General features: G+C 56.5%; 3 protein-coding genes. 1 reads left to right on the forward strand and 2 read right to left on the reverse strand.

The window, feature by feature from the left end; genetic code table 11:
- On the forward strand, nt 1–1,480 hold a 1,480-nt coding region (locus tag ACOTX2_RS14605; RefSeq protein WP_421625932.1), incomplete at its 5' end, for an autotransporter outer membrane beta-barrel domain-containing protein.
- Between the two features lie 49 nt (nt 1,481–1,529).
- On the opposite strand, the gene ACOTX2_RS14610 is transcribed toward ACOTX2_RS14605, so the two are convergent.
- Both ACOTX2_RS14610 and carB read right to left on the reverse strand, forming a co-directional pair.
- Entirely contained in the window at nt 1,530–1,763 is a 234-nt protein-coding gene (locus tag ACOTX2_RS14610; RefSeq protein ID WP_003856439.1) for a YgdI/YgdR family lipoprotein, read from the reverse strand.
- A gap of 182 nt (nt 1,764–1,945) precedes the next feature.
- On the reverse strand, nt 1,946–4,259 hold a 2,314-nt coding region (carB, locus tag ACOTX2_RS14615), incomplete at its 5' end, for a carbamoyl-phosphate synthase large subunit (protein WP_421625933.1).

Consider the following 4,259-nt stretch of genomic DNA (forward strand, 5'->3'; position numbering starts at 1 on the left):
TAATGGCGACTACACCGGCTCTGACGGTAGCCAGATTGTGATGAACAGCACTCTGGGTGAAGATAACTCACCAACTGACCACCTCACCATTACGGGCAGCAGCTTCGGTCAGTCCGGCGTCAGCATTACCAACATTGGCGGCGCAGGCGCGCAAACCATTAACGGTATGGAAATTGTCAGCATTGGCGGCAGTTCCGAAGCCCAGCTGACGCTGGCAAAACCGGTCGTCGCAGGCGCCTGGGAATATAACCTCTACCAGCACAGTGACGGAAACTGGTATCTGGAATCAAAGTCGACGCCTTCTGATGATCCTTCCGACGACACCGATGACGGTGGCAATAATGATGACGGCGGTAACACCGACGGCGGTGGCAACACCGATAATGGTGGTAACACCGATGACGGTGGTAACGCCGATGATGGTGGTAACACCGACAACGGCGGCAACACTGACAACGGCGGCAACACCGATAACGGTGGTAACACCGACAACGGCGGCAACACCGATAACGGCGGCAACACCGATAACGGCGGTAACAGTGCCCCGGAAGTTATGGCACCTGAAGTGGGTGCTTACTTAGGTAACTACCTTGCCGCGCAGAGCATGTTCCTGCATAAGCGCGACGATCGCGACCAGCTCACTTTCCGCAATGAAGACGATCTGAACACCTGGATGTACGTTAAGGGTCGCTATCATGAGAACGATGCGGGTGGCGATAAAGTCAGCTACGACACCACCACCACCGTTCTGCAAGTCGGCAGCGATTTCATGAGCAAGCCAATGGATAACGGCATCCTGCGTGCCGGTGGTATGTTCGGTGCAGGCCAGGCGAAGACCCACTCTGATGCGAAGCACAACGTGCGTGACGCACAGGGTAAAGTTGATGGCTTCAATGTTGGGCTTTACGCCACCTGGCAGGAAGATCAGAAATTACGTCTGGGCAGCTACGTTGATACCTGGGCCGCTTATAGCTGGTACAACAACAAAGTCACCAGCAATCGTAACGATGAAGATTACGATAGCGAAGGTTTCGCCGCGTCTGTTGAAGTCGGCCACGCGTGGGTTATCCAGTCTGAAAATGAACGTACATGGAAGATCGAGCCACAGGCGCAGGTGATCTACAGCTATCTCGATCAGGAAAATCACACCGATCGCGATGGCGTACGCGTAACCACGCTGGACAATGACAGCGTCTTTGGTCGTCTTGGCGTTAAAGCAAGCTACTTCCAGCAGAAGGACGTCAAGGCCTGGCAGCCATACGTCGCAGTTAACTGGTTGAAAGGTGCTGGTCAAAACGATCTGGCATTCAATGACGAAACCGTCAGCAACGATACGCCAGAAGATCGTGGTCAGTTAGAGCTGGGCGTAACCGGCAACCTGAACGAAACCACAACGATCTCCCTGCGTGCCAGCGGTGAGTGGGGTGAAAACAGCTATGCCGCTTACGGCGGTCATATTTTGTTAAACCATCGCTGGTAATCGATCATTCTGACGCAAAAAAAGCAGTGGCATGTGCCACTGCTTTTTTTTAGTTATCCAGCTCACCCATTGATTTAACCTGGTCACGGTTAATCTGTTCAGTTTGACCGGTTTCGGCGTTTTTGTACGATACCAGACCGGTATCGTCATCCACCTGCGGTTTCCCGTCAGTAACGATAGTTTTACCATCGGTGGTTTTTACGGCCTGATTTGACGAACAGCCCGCCACGGTGAACATTGCAGTGGCAGCCAGAACGGAAGCGATCAGTAGTTTATTTTGCATGGTGTTTTCCCCTGCTCTCAGTTGAATTTTCGTTATCGACCTAACCATTTTAGGCTAACTGACTGAAAGCGGATGAAAAACCAGAAGGTTCTTAAGATGGGTAAAGAAAACCGTAGGGCGGGTAAGCGAAGCGCCACCCGCCACTTGCCCGGCGGCGCTAACGCTTGCCGGGCCTACGCAGATTACTTGCTAATCTGAGCGTGCATTTCCTGCACCGAAATCACCTTCTCGGTGGCATCCGCATTCAGCGCCATGGCCGTCGCGAAACCGCCGTTCAGGGTGGTGTCGTAATGCACTTTATACTGGAGCGCGCTGCGGCGGATCAGCTTGGAGTCTTCAATCGCCTGGCGACCTGCGGTGGTGTTGATGATGTAGGTGTACTCACCATTCTTGATACGGTCCTGAATGTGCGGACGACCTTCATGCACCTTGTTCACCAGACGCGGGTTGATCCCAGCTTCACCCAGCACAATTGCCGTGCCGTGGGTTGCATCCAGCTCGAAGCCCTGTTTAAGCAGCTTGGCGGCCAGGTCAACCACGCGCTCTTTATCGCCTTCGCGAACGGAGAGCAGCGCACGGCCCGATTTTCTCATGGTGGAGCTGCTGCCCAGCTGTGCCTTGGCAAACGCTTCTGCGAAGGTGCGGCCCACGCCCATCACTTCCCCGGTAGAGCGCATCTCTGGCCCTAACAGTGGGTCAACGCCCGGGAATTTGTTGAACGGCAGCACCACCTCTTTCACCGAGTAGTACGGCGGGATGATTTCTTTCGTGACGCCCTGCTGAGTCAGCGTCTGGCCAGCCATCACGCGCGCCGCCACTTTCGCCAGCGGAATACCGGTCGCTTTAGAGACGAACGGTACGGTACGTGCCGCACGCGGGTTGACTTCAATCAGATAAACTTCGTTGTCTTTCACTGCGAACTGAACGTTCATCAGGCCGCGAACCTGTAGCTCGAAGGCCAGCTTCTGCACCTGCTGACGCATCACATCCTGAATCTCCTGGCTCAGGGTGTACGCAGGAAGAGAACATGCGGAGTCACCGGAGTGCACGCCAGCCTGCTCGATGTGCTCCATGATGCCGCCAATCAGCACCATCTCGCCGTCGCAGATAGCGTCAACGTCGACTTCAACCGCGTCGTCGAGGAAGCGGTCGAGCAGCACTGGCGCATCGTTGGAGACGCTCACCGCCGTCTGGAAGTAGCGACGCAGGTCGGCTTCGTCATAGACGATTTCCATCGCACGGCCGCCCAGTACGTAGGATGGACGCACCACCAGCGGGTAACCAATCTCTTTCGCTTTCTCAACGGCCATTTCAATCGCGGTCACGGTGGCGTTCGCCGGCTGTTTCAGCTTGAGACGATCAACTGCCTGCTGGAAACGCTCGCGGTCTTCCGCACGGTCAATCGCGTCCGGGCTGGTGCCGATGACCGGCACACCTGCCGCTTCCAGCGCACGCGCCAGCTTCAGCGGAGTCTGGCCGCCATACTGCACGATCACGCCTTTCGGCTTCTCGATGCGCACGATTTCAAGCACGTCTTCCAGCGTAACCGGCTCGAAGTAAAGACGGTCGGAAGTGTCGTAGTCGGTCGAGACGGTTTCCGGGTTACAGTTGACCATGATGGTCTCGTAACCGTCTTCGCGCAGCGCCAGCGAGGCATGCACGCAGCAGTAGTCGAACTCAATGCCCTGGCCGATACGGTTTGGACCGCCGCCCAGCACCATAATCTTGTCGCGGTCGACGGACGGGTTCGCCTCGCACTCATCTTCATAGGTGGAGTACATGTACGCGGTATCGGTCGAGAACTCTGCCGCACAGGTGTCCACGCGCTTGTAAACCGGGTGCAGGTCATACTGGTCGCGCAGCTTGCGGATCTCCGCTTCACGTACGCCCGCCAGTTTAGCCAGACGCGCATCGGCGAAGCCTTTACGCTTCAGCATGCGCAGGAAGTCTGCGTCAAGGCCGTTGATGCCCAGCTCTGCCACTTTCTCTTCCAGACGCACCAGCTCTTCAATCTGCACCAGGAACCAGCGGTCGATGTTAGTCAGGTTAAATACGCCGTCGACGGAGAGGCCCGCACGGAAGGCATCGGCGATGTACCAGATACGCTCTGCGCCCGCGTCTTTCAGCTCGCGGCGGATTTTGGTCAGTGCTTCCGGGTCGTCCAGGCTGACTTTCGGGTCAAAGCCGGTCGCGCCCACTTCCAGGCCACGCAGCGCTTTTTGCAGGGATTCCTGCTGCGTGCGGCCAATCGCCATGACTTCACCAACGGATTTCATCTGGGTAGTCAGACGGTCGTTCGCGCCGGCGAATTTCTCGAAATTAAAGCGAGGAATTTTGGTCACAACGTAGTCGATGGACGGTTCGAAGGACGCTGGCGTGCGGCCACCGGTGATGTCGTTCATCAGCTCGTCAAGGGTGTAACCCACCGCCAGTTTCGCCGCCACTTTCGCAATCGGGAAGCCGGTGGCTTTGGAGGCCAGCGCGGAGGAACGGGAC

The organism is Enterobacter cloacae complex sp. IR5412, from assembly GCF_049237385.1.
Lineage (GTDB): Bacteria > Pseudomonadota > Gammaproteobacteria > Enterobacterales > Enterobacteriaceae > Enterobacter > Enterobacter intestinihominis.

Coding starts and splice junctions, on each gene's coding strand:
- ACOTX2_RS14610 (WP_003856439.1), bottom strand. CDS start 1,763: ATGCAAAATAAACTACTGATCGCTTCCGTTCTGGCTGCCACTGCAATG.